Raw genomic sequence first — 15,595 nt, 5'->3', positions numbered from 1 at the left:
AAACATTCACCTAACCTTATTTAGCATAACCTGCTTTTTCAGAGTCGCCAGGATAAGTAAGGATTAGCAGACAAATCTGATAGATATCAACCTCCTTGCCCTGCCGATGAAATTGCGCGACGATCTCACTATTGAGATGAGGAATTCCATGAACGCTTTCAGTCCCGCGCAGTTTCGCGCACAGTTCCCGGCGCTGGCCGATGCCGGTATTTACCTTGATAGCGCTGCCACAGCCCTTAAGCCTCAGGCAGTCATTGAGGCGACGCAGCAGTTCTACAGCCTGAGCGCCGGGAACGTGCACCGTAGCCAGTTTGCCGAAGCACAGCGATTAACCGCGCGCTATGAAGCCGCACGCGATCAGGTCGCACGCCTGATCAACGCCGAAAGCGGGAAAAACATCGTCTGGACGCGAGGCACAACTGAAGCCATTAACATGGTAGCCCAGTGCTATGCGCGCCCGCGGCTTAAGCCCGGTGATGAAATTATTGTCAGCGAGGCAGAACATCACGCCAACCTGGTTCCATGGCTGATGGTGGCTGAGCAAACGGGCGCGCGCATTGTGAAACTGCCGCTGGGTGCAGATCTTCTGCCAGACGTAGCGCGCTTATCTGAGTTCATTACCCCCCGCAGCCGCATTCTGGCACTCGGACAAATGTCGAACGTCACAGGGGGTTGCCCGGATCTGGCTCTGGCCATCGACGTGGCCCACGCTAACGACATGGTGGTGATGGTCGACGGTGCCCAGGGCGTGGTGCATTTCCCCGCTGATGTACAAAAGCTGGATATTGATTTTTATGCCTTCTCAGGACATAAGCTGTACGGCCCAACCGGGATCGGAGTGCTGTACGGAAAACCGGCCCTGCTGGCGCAAATGACACCGTGGCTTGGGGGAGGCAAAATGATCACCGAGGTGACCTTTGAGGGCTTTAAAACTCAGGATGTCCCTTACCGTCTGGAAGCCGGAACGCCGAACGTCGCAGGCGTCATCGGCCTGAGTGCCGCGCTTGAATGGCTGGCTGAAACGGATATCGCTCAGGCAGAACGCTGGAGCCGGGGTCTGGCGACGCTTGCAGAAGAGGCGCTGCAGAAACGTCCGGGTTTTCGATCGTTCCGCGTGCAGGACTCAAGCCTGCTGGCCTTTGATTTTGCCGGCGTTCATCATAGCGATATGGTTACGCTGCTTGCCGGGTATGGCATTGCCCTGCGTGCCGGCCAGCACTGCGCGCAACCATTACTGGCCGCACTGGGTGTTAGCGGTACGCTGCGTGCATCGTTTGCGCCGTATAATACGCAAAGCGATGTGGATGCGCTGGTTGATGCCGTTGACCGCGCCCTTGAAATACTGGTGGATTAATGACGAGTTCAGCGTTAGCCGAACATCCGTTTGGCACGGTTATCACAGAAGAGACCTTAAAACAGACTTTTGCCCCGCTATTGCAATGGGAAGACAAATATCGCCAGCTGATCCTGCTCGGCAAGCAGTTGCCGGCGCTGTCAGACGAACGCAAAGCGCAGGCGAAAGAGATTTCCGGCTGCGAGAACCGCGTCTGGCTGGGATGCACGGTATCCGGTGAAAAACTGCATTTCTTTGGCGACAGCGAAGGACGTATCGTTCGCGGGCTGCTGGCGGTACTGTTAACCACTGTGGAAGGGAAGAGCGCGGCGGAGCTGCTGACGCACTCGCCGCTGGCATTGTTCGATGAACTGGGGCTACGGGCGCAGCTCAGCGCCTCGCGCGGTCAGGGCCTGGTCGCACTCAGTGAGGCGGTACAGGATGCCGCGCGTCAGGCTCAGGCCTGACGTTCCGCCTTCGCCATCATTTTCTTCAGGGCGTGAGAGACGGCTACAAAGCCGAAAGAGGCGGTCACCATGGTGGCCGCGCCAAAGCCTGAGGCGCAATCCATCCTTTTTGGCCCTTCCGCCGTGCTTTTCATCGCACACACCGAACCGTCAGCCTGCGGGTAGACCAGGGCTTCAGTCGAAAAGACACAGTCAACGCCCAGCTTGCCTTTGCTGTTTTTCACGACGTTAAAATCGCTTTTTAAGCGCTCGCGCAGCTTGGCCGCCAGCGGGTCCTGAATCGTCTTTGCCAAATCGGCCACCTGAATCTGCGTGGGATCGATTTGCCCGCCAGCCCCCCCGGTGGTAACCAGAGGAACCTTGTAACGCCGACAGTAGGCAATCAACGCCGCTTTTGGACGCACGCTGTCAATCGCGTCGATGACATAGCTGTAGCCTTTACTCATGTATTCGGCGACGTTATCTGCCGTCACAAAGTCATCGATCACCGTCACGCGGCATTCCGGGTTAATCAGGCGAATACGCTCCGCCATCACCTCAGATTTCGCCAGCCCGACGTTATCGCGCAGGGCATGGATTTGACGGTTGGTGTTGGTGACGCAAACGTCATCCATATCAATCAGCGTGATCGCGCCAATGCCGGTTTCTCGCCAGCGCTTCCGCCGCCCAGGAGCCAACACCGCCAATCCCCACGACGCAGACATGCGCATCCGCAAACAGCTGCAGGGCTTTTTCACCATATAGACGTGCCGTGCCGCCAAAACGCTGACGCCAGGCATCGCTGATTACTACAGACATAAAACCTCAGATGTCAAAAGGGTGAGGTTATTCCTCACCCTTCTCTGTTAATTCAGTACGACTCAGAATACCACAATCAGCCGCTGAATACGTTACCGCTACCAGGGGCTGCCTTGAGCACCCATACGCGCCCATAGTGGTTATACCAGCCTGCACGGTGCCCCGCATCCGGGCCAATGCCCTGATAAATATCGAAGTGCTGACCTTTAATCGCACCGCCGACATCCAGCGCGACCATCAGACGTAGCTCGTACTGACCGTTAAATTTGCCGTTGTTATCCAGCAGAGGCACTTCCGCCAGCAGCGTGGTGCCCGCAGGAATAATAGAACGATCCGAAGCTACCGAGGGCGCGGCCAATCAGTGGAACGGCACTTGCCCCTTTCACTGGCGCAAAGTTTTGCGGTTTAAAGAAGACAAACGACGGGTTCTGTTCCAGCAGCTCACGCACTTCGGCTTCGCTGTGTTTTTCACCCCACTCGCGGATCGCCTGCATCGACATGTCTTCTTTTTTCACTTCGCCTCTGTCGATCAGCACTTTACCAATGCTGCGATAGGCATGACCGTTTTTACCGGAATAACTAAAGAAGTTCAGGGGGGAGCCATCGCCAAAGTCGATATAGCCGCTGCCCTGAACATCCATGATGAAGTTGTCCATCAGCGAGTTGCTGTAGGCCAGAACGTAGTTTTCGCTCAGCGCACCGGAGTAGATCTCAGCGCGGGACGGCAGACGACCGCGTTTAGGCGGCATTCGGTAAATGGGATACTGGAACTCGCCCTGACGCGAGTGTCGCGCCTGGATAACCGGGGTGTAGTAACCGGTAAACTGGACGTTGCCATAGTTATCCGCCACCTTCCATCTGCCAGGCGTCGATACCAAACTGGCGCATATTGCGCGTATCACCGCCCGCGCGTAGCCAGTCCTGTACCGCGTTATAAACGCTGCTCTGTGAGCCATACAGACGTGGCGACGCGTTGCGGATCTGGTAAACCTGCTCGGAAAAGTCTCCGGCGTTGATCGGTGCGCCAACGGCATCAGGTTGATTAACTAAAGAGAAAGGCTGGGATAGCTTCCCGTCTTTATACTGTTGACCGCGATCGGTCGGTTTAGAAGAGCAGGCCGCAAGAATGGCTACCATTGCCCCTGTCATTAGATACTTCGCCCAACGTCCTTTCATTATATCTCGTCTTAAAGTTGCCCATTACCGCGTGATGAAGATAACAAACCCACTGTTCTAAAGAAACGGAATCACATGCCCTTTGGCAAATTCTGAGCAAAAAATAGTCCAAATATCGCAACGCCGTTCAATTTACATACAAAGTTAATGATTTATGTGAAAAAGGGGTTGCATCACAAACCTAACCGAGTATAGTGCGCTTCCACGGACGCGGGGTGGAGCAGCCTGGTAGCTCGTCGGGCTCATAACCCGAAGGTCGTCGGTTCAAATCCGGCCCCCGCAACCAATTAAAATTTGATGAAGTATCTTCTACGACAGTAGGAAGACGGACGCGGGGTGGAGCAGCCTGGTAGCTCGTCGGGCTCATAACCCGAAGGTCGTCGGTTCAAATCCGGCCCCCGCAACCAATCAAATTTGAAGAAGTAAGTTTCTACAAGAGTAGAAAGACGGACGCGGGGTGGAGCAGCCTGGTAGCTCGTCGGGCTCATAACCCGAAGGTCGTCGGTTCAAATCCGGCCCCCGCAACCAACACTTCTAAAACAATAAACACCCTTCAGGGTGTTTTTTTGTATCTGCGGTGTGTGAAACTGCCGGGCGTTTACCCGGCGCACTCAACTACCCAAGCCTTGCCAGCGTCGCCCCATCTGAGAAATACGCCCGGATCCCTGCCAGAATCGACTCTGCCACTTCCTGCTGGAATTTTGCCGTCCTGAGCTTACGCTCCTCTTCCACGTTACTGATAAACGCGGTCTCGACCAGAATCGACGGAATATCCGGGGCCTTCAGCACCGCGAACCCGGCCTGTTCAACGCTGTTTTTGTGCAGCTTATTAACATTGCCTAGCTTGCCCAGCACCGCTTTACCAAATTTCAGGCTGTCAGTGATGGTCAGCGACTGCACCATATCAAACATGGTGTGGTCGACATAGCGGTCGCCACTTTTGCTCACGCCGCCAATCAGGTCCGAGGCGTTCTGAGAGTCAGCCAGGAATCTTGCGGCGGTGCTGGTTGCCCCTTTAGTCGAGAGCGCAAACACCGACGAACCGCTCGGCTGGCGGCTGGTAAACGCATCGGCATGGATCGAGACGAACAAGTCTGCACGCTGCTTCTGGGCTTTCGCCACGCGGACTTTCAGTGGAATAAAGACATCTTCGTTTCGCGTCATATAGGCGCGCATATTGCCTTCTTTATCGATCAGCGCCTTCAGCCGGCGGGCGATTTGCAGCACCACATCTTTTTCCCGGGTACGATATTTCCCCACTGCGCCCGAGTCTTCGCCGCCATGGCCAGGATCAAGCATGATCACAATCGGGCGATCGCGCCCTGCTTTTCCGGGCTGCGGACCGCTCTGGGCCGGTGGCACCTGCTTCTCCAGGTTGCCCTGGTTGTAGTCTTCCAGTAATGCCAGCAGCGGATCCTGAATATCCGTCGCATTCGCCGGATAGAGATCCATGACCAGACGCTCTTTGAACGTCGCAACAGGTGCCAGGGCAAACAGCTGCGGTTTAACGTTTTGCTTCAGCTCAAACACCATGCGCACGGTTTGCGGATCAAACTGACCCACGCGCGCCGATTTGATAAACGGATCGTCGCCGCGGATCTGCGCCGCCATTCCCTTAAGCACAGAGTTGAGGTTAACACCTTCGAGATCCACCACCACACGCTCAGGATTGCTGAGGGCAAATTGCTTATATTTCAGCACCCGATTGGATTCTACCGTGACACGTGTATAGGTCGACGACGGCCAGACGCGCACCGCCACCACCTGACTGGTGGCGGCAAGACCCACCTGGCTGACGCTAAGCAACCACATCGCCCCTGCCCCTTTTAACAACCGGCGGCGGCTTATTGCTGAATTGGATCCCGACATGCTTCTCCCGAGCAAGAAAAGTGACTGATTTACAAAATCGCTAAATTGACCGAAAACTTTAACGAATGACGCATAAACTGTCATCTATAAAAGGGTAAACATTCATACGCTAACGCACGGATTACTTATCAATTTCTGTGGGTCGCAGAAAATTTAGGCTTGCACACACGGCCACAATCGAATAAAAATACAGAAATTACGAATAAACATTCATTAAGGGTTGTGTCATGGTGAAGGAACGTAGAACCGAACTGGTCCAGGGATTCCGCCATTCTGTTCCCTATATCAACGCCCATCGGGGAAAAACGTTTGTCATCATGCTCGGCGGCGAAGCCATTGAGCATGAAAACTTTTCCAGCATCGTCAATGACATTGGCCTGCTGCACAGCCTCGGGATCCGCCTGGTTGTGGTGTATGGCGCGCGCCCGCAGATTGATGCCAACCTGGCCGCGCATCACCACGAGCCGATTTACCATAAACATACCCGCGTCACGGATGCGAAAACCCTTGAGCTGGTGAAACAGGCGGCGGGTCTGCTGCAGCTGGATATCACCGCTCGCCTGTCGATGAGCCTTAACAACACACCGCTGCAGGGCGCGCACATCAACGTTGTGAGCGGCAATTTTATCATCGCTCAGCCTCTCGGCGTGGACGATGGCGTGGACTATTGCCATAGCGGACGTATTCGTCGTATCGATGAAGAAGCCATTCACCGCCAGCTGGACAGCGGTGCCATCGTGCTGATGGGGCCTGTGGCAGTGTCCGTGACCGGTGAAAGCTTTAACCTCACCTCAGAAGAGATTGCCACTCAGTTGGCCATCAAGCTGAAGGCGGAGAAAATGATTGGGTTTTGCTCTTCCCAGGGCGTCGTGAATGATGAAGGGGTGATTGTGCCAGAGCTCTTCCCGAATGAGGCCCAGGCTCGCGTGGAAGCGCTGGAAGCCGAAGGGGATTACCACTCGGGTACCGTGCGTTTTTTGCGCGGTGCCGTGAAGGCCTGCCGCAGCGGCGTGCGTCGTAGCCACCTGATCAGCTATCAGGAAGACGGTGCCCTGCTGCAGGAACTGTTCTCCCGCGATGGTATCGGCACCCAGATTGTGATGGAGAGCGCGGAGCAAATCCGTCGCGCCACCATCAATGATATCGGCGGAATTCTGGAGCTGATTCGCCCACTGGAACAGCAGGGCATTCTGGTTCGGCGCTCCCGCGAACAGCTGGAGATGGAGATCGACAAATTCACCATTATTCAGCGCGATAACCTGACCATTGCCTGCGCCGCCCTCTACCCGTTCCCGGAAGAGCAGATCGGAGAAATGGCCTGCGTGGCGGTGCATCCTGACTACCGGAGCTCTTCACGGGGTGAAATGCTGCTTGAGCGCGTGGCGGCTCAGGCGCGTCAGATGGGGCTGAACAAGCTGTTCGTGCTGACTACGCGCAGCATTCACTGGTTCCAGGAGCGCGGATTTACACCGGTGGACATTGAATCACTGCCGGAGAGTAAGAAAGAGATGTACAACTATCAGCGCCGATCAAAAGTGCTGATGGCCGATCTGGGATAATACGAAGCCCTCACCACCCGGTGGGGGCTATCGCTTAAAGGGATTCAAATATCGCGCTCAGGCCGCTTCGACGTTCCGTGCGGGTGGCAATCGCCTGTAGCAGCACACGTTCATCGGCATACAGCGACAGGCGCTGACGCGCGCGCGTAATGGCGGTATAAATCAGTTCGCGGGTAATGACGGGCGAAAGCTGTGTCGGCAGGATCAGCGCCGCATGGTTGAACTCGGAGCCCTGAGACTTATGCACCGTCATTGCCCAGGCCGTTTCATGTTCAGGCAGACGGCTGGGCTGAACGGATTTCACGCTTCCATCCGGCATCTGGAACCAGACGCGCAGCCCCAGTCCACGATCGAGGGCAATCCCGATATCCCCGTTAAACAGCCCCAGCGCGCTATCGTTGCGGGCGATCATCACCGGGCGTCCCTCATACCAGCGCGAGTGCGGGGTGCGGTGGATTTTGCGTTTCTGGCCCAGGAGCTGTTCGAACCTGTCGTTCAGACCGCTTACGCCAAATGGCCCTTCCCTCAGTGCGCACAGTAGCTGATACTCGCCAAAGGCGGCGAGCGCCTGTGCCGGCGTGCATTGCTGTTGTACACCCGTCAGGAAATGCTGATACCCCTGCAGGGCGTCATCAAGCATCGCCTGATACTCTTCCCCGGTTTGCAGCGATTTTTTCTCGATATCGGTGAATTGACCGTCAAATACCGCACAGGTCGTCTGCCGGTCGCCTCTGTTCACAGCCGAAGCCAGCTGACCGATGCCCGAGTCGCTGCCGAAACGGTAGCTTTTTTGCAGCAGGCACAGGCTGTCGCGCAGCGCCCCCGCCAGGGAATGGTTTTCACTGGCGAGCGAACAGCCGGTCAGACGGGACAGCTCCTCAGCGCGTTCAGCGGTATATCCCAGGCTTGCATAAGTGCAGATATCTCCCAGCACCGCCCCGGCTTCCACCGAGGCAAGCTGGTCGCGATCGCCCAGGAAAATGACGCGGGCGTGCGCTGGCAGAGCATCAATCAACCGCGCCATCATCGTCAGGTCGATCATTGACGCCTCATCCACCACCAGCACATCCAGATGCAACGGGTTACCGGCGTGATAGCGCAGACGCTGACTTCCCGGCTGAGCGCCCAGCAGCCGGTGCAGCGTGCTGGCTTCGTTTGGGAAAAGGGCAAGCTGCTCCCCGGTGAGTGGCAACTTCTGCAGCGCACCACCTAACGACTCGGTCAGGCGCGCCGCCGCTTTGCCGGTAGGGGCCGCCAGACGAATACGGCACTTTTGCTCACCTGATAACTGAATCAGGGCGGCAAGCAGTTTGGCCACGGTGGTGGTTTTACCGGTTCCCGGGCCGCCAGAGATGACGGAGATCCGCCGTGTTAAGGCCACGGCTGCCGCCACTTTCTGCCAGTCTGTCGCCTCAACAGAGGTAAACAAGGTATCCAGCGTTTGCCGCAGTTGGGCTTCATCGCAGGGAAGAGGCGCATTGGTCTCGCTGAAAAAACGCGCGACCGCCAGTTCATTACGCCACAGTCGGTTGAGATACAAACGATCGCCCGTCAGGATCATGGGTGTCTGGCTATCGGCTGCGCTGACGGCAGGCGAACGGTGCAACACCGTCGGCCAGTCCACGGATTCTCCCAGCAGTGCAAAACAGGACTGCAGGGCCGCGGGCATTTTCTCATCCATCACCAGACGCGAAAGCGGCAGGCAAACGTGCCCTTCCCCTGCGTCTTTACTCAGGATGGCAGCGGCGAGCATCACGGCAGGCTCATCACCGGACACCATCATGGCGAACTGTACGTCCAGGTGGCGCAGTAGTCGCTGTTCTACCGCTTCCAGCAACAATTCCTGCATCGTCATGCCACTTCCTCCGTGTTTGCTGCAAATAAGTTATCCATTTTCTCAATCAGTGCCGCATGCGGGCGTGTGCTAAAGATGCCTGAACGCGGGTCAGCCGCATCCACACCGCGCAGGAAAAGGTAAATCACCCCACCAAAGTGCTCTTCGTAACGGTAGTCAGCAATGCGATGGCGCAGATAACGATGCAGCGCCAGAGTATAGAGCTGGTACTGCAGATCGTAGCGATGCATTTGCATGGCGGATGCCATCGCCTGCTGGGTGTAGGCTTCGCTGTTCTCACCCAGCCAGTTTGATTTGTAATCCAGCAGGTAGTAGCGCCCTTCGTGACGGAAAACCAGGTCGATAAAGCCTTTTAACATCCCCTGCACCTGGCGGAAGTTCAGCGGCGGGCAACCGGCGGACAACGGGTCATACTCGCGGATCACCGCATCAAGCGCGTCAGCCCGCAGCGGGCTGGCGATGGGAAGGTAAAACTCCATCTCCACCTGTTTATCTTTGGCGGTCAACTGGCTGAGAGAGAGGCCCTCTGCCGTGAGCGGGGCGTGCAGAATAGCGCGGATCCACTCGGTGAGGACCGGCTGCCATTGTGCATCATAGCCCCCACTCTGTAACATCTTCAGGACCCATTCGTCAGAGACCGGCTGGGTAAAATCCAGCTCTTCAAACAGGCTATGCAAAAAGGTTCCCGGTGACGCGCCGCGTGGAAATTGATGCGGCGTAAGCGCAGGCTCAACCGGCACGCTACCGGCTCCGGCGGCATCAATATCCAGCTTTGGCATCAGGTCCTGCGCAATGCTCTGCCCGTGCTGCTGTAACCCGGAGTAGCTGGTAACGCGCCAGTCGTCGGCAATGGTGCGCAGAATCTGCCGGGCTTCCAGTTCAGATTCCCGCCAGTCCGGCATCTGCCAGCGGCTGTTATCGGGTGGCGACGGAATGTGCAGGGCAACATGCTCGCCGCACAGCGACTCGATGCACTGGCGCAATCCGGCAGCATCTTTGGGCTCGCCGAGCTGAATGAGTCGCCCCAGCGCGCTCAGGTGGAAATCGCTCTCCCCCGACTTGTCGCCACGACGGCGGAACAGCGGCGCCACGCCCAGGCTGCAGTGCCAGACCGAACGGGTCAATGCCACGTAGAGCAGGCGTAAATCTTCCGCCAGACGTTCGGCCTCGGCCAGCTCAACGCTGGACTCCGCTTTACTGAGATCGAGCACCGCGTCGAACGACTCGCGATCGTGGTAAAAGGCCTGATCCTGCACGCGGTAATTGGCGATAAACGGCAGCCAGACCAGTGGATACTCCAGGCCTTTCGACTTGTGAATCGTGACGATCTGTACCAGATGTTTATCACTCTCAAGACGCATCTGCTGGCTGGAGGCGTTGCTGTTTGGGTCGGCAATCTGTTGCGCCAGCCAGCGCACCAGAGCATGTTCGCTTTCAAGCTGCGTGCCCGCCTCCTGCAACAGCTCACTGATATGTAAAATGTCGGTCAGACGGCGTTCACCGCCTGCTGTCGCGAGCATATTCTCCGCAAGGTGTCGCTTCGCCATGAGCTCACGCACCATCGCCATCACACCGCGCTTCTGCCATCGTTCACGGTAGTGAACAAACTCTTCGACGACCACATCCCATGCGGCTTCGTCATTATTGAGTGCATCAATGTCACGGGCGTTCAGACCGAGCATGGCGCTGGCTAGTGCACTGCGAAGCGTACTTTCGCGCTCCGGGGACAGCACGGCCTGAAGCAGCCACAACATCTCCTGTGCTTCCAAGGTTTCAAAAACGCTGTCACGGTTTGAGAGGTACACGGACGGGATGTTCAGCAGGGTAAGCGCATCGCGGATCAGCGACGCCTCCTGACGACTGCGCACCAGCACCGTGATATCAGACGCCTTCACGGGGGCTGACTCATTTTCCTTCCACAACAGCGCCTCGCCACGCGCACCAGCGCTGAGCCAGTCACGGATCTGCGCGGCACAATGCTGAGCCATGGCATTTTGATAGTCCGCGACGCCACAGCCTTCACCGTCAAGCAGCCAGAAGTTCATGGCTGGCTGCGTCACCCCGTTGAATTCGAAACGCAGCGAGCTGTTTTTTGCGGCAAACTTTACCGGCTGAAAGGGGATCTCACGGAACATAAACGCCGTATCCATGCGGCTAAACAGCGCATTGACGCTTTGCACCATGCCCGGGGAAGAGCGCCAGTTGGTATCCAGCGTATAGTGCGCCTCTACCTCACTGCGGGCCTTCATGTAGGTGAAAATATCCGCACCGCGGAAGGCGTAAATGGCCTGTTTCGGATCGCCGATTAACAACAGCGCGGTGTCGGGCTGTTGTCGCCAGATGCGGCGGAAAATACGGTACTGCTGAGGGTCCGTATCCTGAAATTCGTCAATCATCGCTACCGGGAAGCGGGTACGGATCGCGCAGGCAAGGGCTTCGCCGTTTTCACTGCACAGCGCCGCATCAAGGCGGCTCAACATATCGTCAAAACCCAGTTCGCCACGGCGACGTTTCTCACGTGATACGGCTTCGCGAATTTCCGTCATGGCGCGGGTGATCATCAGGTCATTGAGCGTGAGTGGCTCAGCGAGCAGCGATTCAATCGCAACAAACAGGGGATGCTCAGGCACAATGCCGTCGGCTTTAGTCCGCTCAATCAAAAAACGCTGCGAGAATTTCTCCAGTGCGTCCGGAAGCTGATAACCGCGCGTCTCTTCCTGCGCCCAGGCGCTGATCTTCTCGATCCATTTACCCTGGTTGCCGCGGTTAAATTTACGCCTGTCGATCCCGGAGTTTTCGATGATCGCCTCAATCTCACCGACGGACGCATTCCATTGTTGCTTGAGCGCAGCAATTTTTCCGACAATCTTTTCATGACGTGAAGCCAGCGTTTCGTCTGCAGGCGGCGGAGATTTGATAACCGGCGCTTCGCCCTGAAGATAACGGTCGATAGCGCGAAGAAGCTCTTCGGGACCTTTCCACAACGCATGGACCGCTTCAGCGATATCGCGCGATAAAGGGTAACAGTGGCGACGCCAGAAATCCGCACAGGCCTGATAGCGAAGCACAGATTCATCTTCAATGAGCTGCTGTTCAAACAGCATTCCGGATTCAAATGCATTCAGGCTCAGCATGCGCTGACAAAAACCATGAATGGTGAAAACGGACGCTTCGTCCATCTGCCGTTCCGCCAACAGCAGCCACTGGGCGGCCTGTTGCTTATCTGCAATCTCTTCAAGAAGGCTGGCGTAGAGAGGGTTATCCGTGGTCTGGCGCAGGCAGGCGATGCGCAGCTCATGAATATTGGCACGAATACGACCGCGCAGCTCAGCGGTAGCAGCCTCGGTGAAGGTGACCACCAGCAGCTCTTCCACACTTAACGGACGTGGAAAAGCGGCGTTACCACCAAGCCCTAACAGAAGACGCAGATAGAGCGCGGCAATGGTGAAGGTTTTTCCCGTTCCCGCTGAGGCTTCAATCAATCGTTCACCCTGTAGAGGTAAACGTAAGGGATTAAGGGGCTCAGCGGTATCGGTCATTCTTTCTTACTCCAGGGCATAGATTGCTGCAGCGCGCTGACGCTCTTCCAGATCGTCCAGCCTTTCGGGTTAACGTAGTCCGTTTTCCCGTTCTGACTACCGGAAACCTGCGACAGAATCGCCATTCCCTGCGGTTTAACCACCGCCTGGTGGAAGAAATCAGCAACCTTCTGCGGCGTCAGCTGTTTTATCTCGGCCACTACTTTATCACGCGAATCAAATTTCAGATTACCGCGATCAAAATCTTTGCTCAGTTGTGATGCTTCTTCACCCAGCGTCTGCGGCGGCTGCATCACCTGCGCGATGACGGCCTGCTGAATCTGAGCAAACTCCTCCGGCTTCATCGCCCGCAGCTTCGCTTCCGCCTGTGGGAAGAATGCCTGATAACGCTGCCAGAGATAAGCAGGCTGTTTATCACTGCTTTGCAGCAGGAAGCCCAGCCCCCACTGGCGACCCACGTTCATGGAGAAGGCAAAGACCGCGTAACCAAGCTGCTCTTCTGTACGCAGCTGGTTGTAGAACCACGGCTGAATAATCTGCCCCAGCACAGCACTCTGCGCGGTACTGGTGAATTCATCATAACCCGTGGGTACAAACACAGCGGCCAGGGCTGAATCCGTGCTGTTACCCGCCTTTTCAAAAATCACATTCTGTTTTTTCTCAACCAGTACGTCCTGGTTGCGGCACCACTCGTCGCCTTTCGAACCAAGCTGCGTACGGACATTTTCTGCCAGTGTTTTAGCCTGTACGTCACTCATGTTTCCGACGATAAGGAACTCCGGACGCGTGTTCGTTTTCAGCGCATCACGATACGCCAGCACATCTTTTAAGGTGATAGAGGGCAGTAGCGCCCGGCGATCTTCGCGCTGGAAATAGGGAATTTGCGAAAGCATTTGCGTCGGCATGAGCGCCAGGTCATACGCTTTACCCTTCTCGGCAGAATCCATCATCTGCGCATACCAGGATTTGGCCTGCTCAAGTTGCTCTTCCGTCGGGGTATAGCTGAAATAACCTTCCAGTAACGCCTGGAACAGCTGCGGCAGACGCTGGGTGTAGCCGTTGGCATTGACCATCAGACCGTTATTGGCGTTGGTCGAGAAGCTTATCCCGCCGACGGCCGCCTGATTGCTAAGCTGATCGAGTGCGATACCGGCAAGGTAGTCATTGAGCGCAAACATCACCTGATTTTTAGCGCTGTTCATTGCTTTTGGGTTACGCAGAACCACGCTCACATCGGCTTTCGGTTCACTCGCGAAATAGCGGCTTGGCGTATACACCACGCGCAGCGTCGGCTCATCAACGATAAGTTCCGGGTGCGGATAAGCTTTCGTGGTTTTAATCAGCGAGAAATCATCCGGAATGTAGGGGTTCAGCTCCGGCAATTTAAGCGCGATCTCACCAGCCTTTTTCTGCCAGTCGGCGAAGGTCTGGTCACTGATTTTATCCACCTGGTAAGGGGCATCGACAAAATAGGCCATTTTGTTATGCGGTTCGTTCGGGCTGATATACCAGACGCGGGCATTCTGCGGCGTCATCATCGCCAGGCGGGCTTTTACCGCGTCGGCGTCATACTGGTCGGCAATATTGACCGCGTCGAGGGTATGTTCCACCGGCACACGGATCATGGTATCCGCCAGCCACTCAACGTAATCCATGTCGCGGGTAATGGACGGATAACGGAAATCGAGATCCAGCACGTGCGCCAGTTCATCAAAGTAACGTTTATCGACGCCTTTATCGCGCAGCAAAGAGAGGTAGCTGAAGATAGCCGCCACGACGTCATCACGGTGAGCCAGACCTTTGTCAGTCAGGGTGGCGGAGATCGCCAGCACGCCGCTGTTGCCATTCACAACCGGATCGGAGTCGGCACGGATACCTTCCACCAGCCCTTGTTTTTGCAGCCAGTCAGAAAGTGTTCCCGGGCTACGGTTGCCAATCAGGTAGGTGACCAGTTCATCGGTTTTGCTGCGAAACTGCGCCGTATTGTTATCAATGCGGAACTCAACGCGTAACACTTTACGCGGCAGTGCAGGAACGTAGTGGATAACGATCCCTTTTTGCGCGTCCGTGACCACAGGAACGTTTATCTGCGGCAGGTCGATATTTTTATTCGGTACCCGGCCAAACGTCTGTGCCGCCATGCTTGCCAGCTCAGGCAACGGTTTGTTGCTGTAGATGACCGCTTTCATCAGATTGGCGGAGTAGTATTTATCGCGAAAAGCATGCAGGGCATCCAGCACCGGGCTGTTCGGTTTATCGCTCAGCGTCTCCAGGTTACCACCGGAAAAACGCGATCCCGGGTGCGCCGGGTTAATGGTTTCTGCACTCACCTGCGCCATGCGCATCCCGTCTCGCGTACGGGCAAGGGTCAGTTCAGCATTAACGGCATTGCGTTCGCGGTCAGCGTATTTTTTATCCAGCAGGGGAGCCGCGATAGAATCCGCCAGACGATCCACTGCACCTCCCAGCGCATCATTCTCAACTTCGAGATAGAAGGCTGTACGGTACGGCGCCGTGCTGGCGTTGTGGCTGCCGCCATGCATTTTGAGAAATTCGGACAGGCTATCTGGCTGTGGGTATTTTTTGGAACCCATAAGCGTCATATGTTCCAGATAGTGTGCAAGCCCAGGGTGGGCTTCCGGATCTTCCAGCGACCCAACCGGCACCACCAGTGCCGACAGGGATTTTACCGCCTGCGGATCGGAAACCAGCAGCACAGTCATCCCGTTATCAAGGCGAATAGCCTGATACTGACGGGTATCTTTTTCGCTCTTACGGATAGTTTCCTGAATGGGTTGCCAACCGGAGCCTGCCTGAGTGAAAGGTGCCCAAAGGGCGACAAACAAAACAAACGCTTTGAACAAGGTGCTGCCTGGCATTACGACCTCTTTATCACGGCTACATCATTAACAAACTGCGTGCTGGACTCACCAACATCTCTTTCTTTGGGTACATCAGTCCGTGATAAGAAGTGCATCATAAATGAACACCCCATGCTG

Annotated in this window: 7 protein-coding genes, 3 tRNA genes and 2 pseudogenes; 6 read left to right on the top strand and 6 right to left on the bottom strand. The window is 56.1% G+C overall.

What is annotated here, in order from left to right; translation table 11 throughout:
• Positions 1-148: 148 nt before the first annotated feature.
• Together csdA and csdE are read left to right on the top strand one after the other, a co-directional pair.
• A complete protein-coding gene (gene csdA, locus QE396_RS21570; RefSeq protein ID WP_020883790.1) occupies positions 149-1,354 on the top strand; it encodes a cysteine desulfurase CsdA in 1,206 nt (401 codons plus the stop codon).
• Entirely contained in the window at positions 1,354-1,800 is a 447-nt protein-coding gene (csdE, locus tag QE396_RS21565) for a cysteine desulfurase sulfur acceptor subunit CsdE (protein ID WP_020883789.1), read from the top strand. Before csdA ends, csdE begins: the two co-directional genes overlap by 1 nt.
• Here the strand turns inward: csdE and tcdA are convergent.
• Positions 1,791-2,598, bottom strand: a pseudogene (tcdA, locus tag QE396_RS21560) (tRNA cyclic N6-threonylcarbamoyladenosine(37) synthase TcdA). The gene csdE and the pseudogene tcdA overlap by 10 nt on opposite strands.
• 76 nt (positions 2,599-2,674) lie before the next feature.
• A pseudogene (mltA, locus tag QE396_RS21555) lies at positions 2,675-3,774 on the bottom strand (murein transglycosylase A).
• 209 nt (positions 3,775-3,983) lie between these two features.
• On the opposite strand from mltA, the gene QE396_RS21550 reads away from it, so the two are divergent.
• From QE396_RS21550 to QE396_RS21540, 3 genes are all read left to right on the top strand, one after another.
• Positions 3,984-4,060 (top strand) — tRNA-Met (locus QE396_RS21550).
• A 44-nt stretch (positions 4,061-4,104) separates the two neighbouring features.
• A tRNA-Met gene (locus QE396_RS21545) sits at positions 4,105-4,181 on the top strand.
• 44 nt (positions 4,182-4,225) lie between these two features.
• Positions 4,226-4,302 (top strand) — tRNA-Met (locus QE396_RS21540).
• 87 nt (positions 4,303-4,389) lie between these two features.
• Here the strand turns inward: QE396_RS21540 and amiC are convergent.
• Entirely contained in the window at positions 4,390-5,643 is a 1,254-nt protein-coding gene (gene amiC / locus QE396_RS21535) for an N-acetylmuramoyl-L-alanine amidase AmiC (RefSeq protein WP_020883787.1), read from the bottom strand.
• Between the two features lie 227 nt (positions 5,644-5,870).
• Here amiC and argA point away from each other — a divergent pair, with 227 nt between their 5' ends.
• Positions 5,871-7,202 carry an amino-acid N-acetyltransferase gene (argA, locus tag QE396_RS21530; RefSeq protein WP_020883786.1) on the top strand — a complete coding sequence of 444 codons (1,332 nt, stop codon included), beginning with the start codon at positions 5,871-5,873 and terminating at the stop codon, positions 7,200-7,202.
• Between the two features lie 34 nt (positions 7,203-7,236).
• Here the strand turns inward: argA and recD are convergent, their stop codons facing one another.
• Genes recD through ptrA form a run of 3 tightly spaced genes read right to left on the bottom strand, consistent with a single transcriptional unit; the run spans position 7,237 to position 15,475 of the window.
• Positions 7,237-9,057, bottom strand: coding sequence for an exodeoxyribonuclease V subunit alpha (recD, locus tag QE396_RS21525; RefSeq protein ID WP_020883785.1), 1,821 nt, complete (start codon positions 9,055-9,057; stop codon positions 7,237-7,239).
• Positions 9,054-12,596 (bottom strand): exodeoxyribonuclease V subunit beta, encoded by a 3,543-nt coding sequence (recB, locus tag QE396_RS21520; protein ID WP_020883784.1) that lies wholly within the window; start codon positions 12,594-12,596, stop codon positions 9,054-9,056. The genes recD and recB overlap by 4 nt, the downstream gene beginning before the upstream one ends.
• On the bottom strand, positions 12,593-15,475 hold the full coding sequence (gene ptrA / locus QE396_RS21515; RefSeq protein ID WP_020883783.1) for a pitrilysin: 2,883 nt from the start codon (positions 15,473-15,475) through the stop codon (positions 12,593-12,595). The genes recB and ptrA overlap by 4 nt, the downstream gene beginning before the upstream one ends.
• Positions 15,476-15,595 lie beyond the last annotated feature (120 nt).

Source organism: Enterobacter sp. SORGH_AS_0287 (assembly GCF_031453695.1).
GTDB lineage: Bacteria > Pseudomonadota > Gammaproteobacteria > Enterobacterales > Enterobacteriaceae > Enterobacter > Enterobacter ludwigii.
Note: the sequence above shows the minus strand (reverse complement) of the source record. Positions and strands in the feature narration are given on the sequence as shown.

Coding starts and splice junctions, on each gene's coding strand:
- recD (WP_020883785.1), bottom strand. CDS start 9,057: ATGACGATGCAGGAATTGTTGCTGGAAGCGGTAGAACAGCGACTACTG.
- csdA (WP_020883790.1), top strand. CDS start 149: ATGAACGCTTTCAGTCCCGCGCAGTTTCGCGCACAGTTCCCGGCGCTG.
- argA (WP_020883786.1), top strand. CDS start 5,871: ATGGTGAAGGAACGTAGAACCGAACTGGTCCAGGGATTCCGCCATTCT.
- recB (WP_020883784.1), bottom strand. CDS start 12,596: ATGACCGATACCGCTGAGCCCCTTAATCCCTTACGTTTACCTCTACAG.
- csdE (WP_020883789.1), top strand. CDS start 1,354: ATGACGAGTTCAGCGTTAGCCGAACATCCGTTTGGCACGGTTATCACA.
- amiC (WP_020883787.1), bottom strand. CDS start 5,643: ATGTCGGGATCCAATTCAGCAATAAGCCGCCGCCGGTTGTTAAAAGGG.
- ptrA (WP_020883783.1), bottom strand. CDS start 15,475: ATGCCAGGCAGCACCTTGTTCAAAGCGTTTGTTTTGTTTGTCGCCCTT.